This window comes from Variovorax sp. Soil_C_26, assembly GCF_057657075.1.
This window is the reverse complement of sequence record NZ_JBDGJC010000047.1, coordinates 1-492: the sequence shown is the minus strand read 5'-3', so window position 1 is coordinate 492 and position 492 is coordinate 1. Positions and strand designations below refer to the sequence as shown.

Annotated in this window: 1 protein-coding gene and 1 pseudogene; both read left to right on the top strand. The window is 60.8% G+C overall.

Annotation, left to right across the window (positions count from 1 at the left end; all coding sequences use genetic code 11):
* Nucleotides 1-316, top strand: a 316-nt coding sequence (locus tag AC3A6G_RS27395) for a TatD family hydrolase (protein ID WP_487863275.1), incomplete at its 5' end; no start/stop codon positions are given.
* Nucleotides 313-492 (top strand): annotated as a pseudogene (locus AC3A6G_RS27390) (ankyrin repeat domain-containing protein); the annotation flags it as partial. The gene AC3A6G_RS27395 and the pseudogene AC3A6G_RS27390, both read left to right, overlap by 4 nt.

Here is a 492-nt window from a genome sequence, read left to right as displayed (position 1 = left end):
CTGCTTCACCGAGACGGCCGAGGTCGCTCGCGCGGCACTCGATCTGGGGTTCTACATTTCGTTCTCGGGCATCCTGACCTTCAAGAAGGCCGAGGAACTGCGCCAGGTTGCAGCCTTCGTCCCGCTGGACCGGATGCTGATCGAGACCGACAGCCCCTATCTCGCGCCGGTGCCGTACCGCGGCAAGACCAACAACCCATCGTACGTGCCGTTCGTGGCGAAGCAGATCGCCGAGCTGCGCCAACTGCCCATCGAAGCGGTGGCGAAGGCCACGAGCGACAATTTCGAACAGCTTTTCACGGGAGTAAAAACATGAAGAAGTACATCAAGAAGTTCTTGTATCTATCTGTCGCAGCAGCAACTTTTGCAGCGCATGCCGGTTCGTTCGAAGACTTTTTCCGCGCCGTGCGCGGCGACAACGCAAGCGGCGTGCGCACGCTGCTGAACCGCGGATTCGACCCCAACACGCGCGACGAGCATGGCCAGACCGGC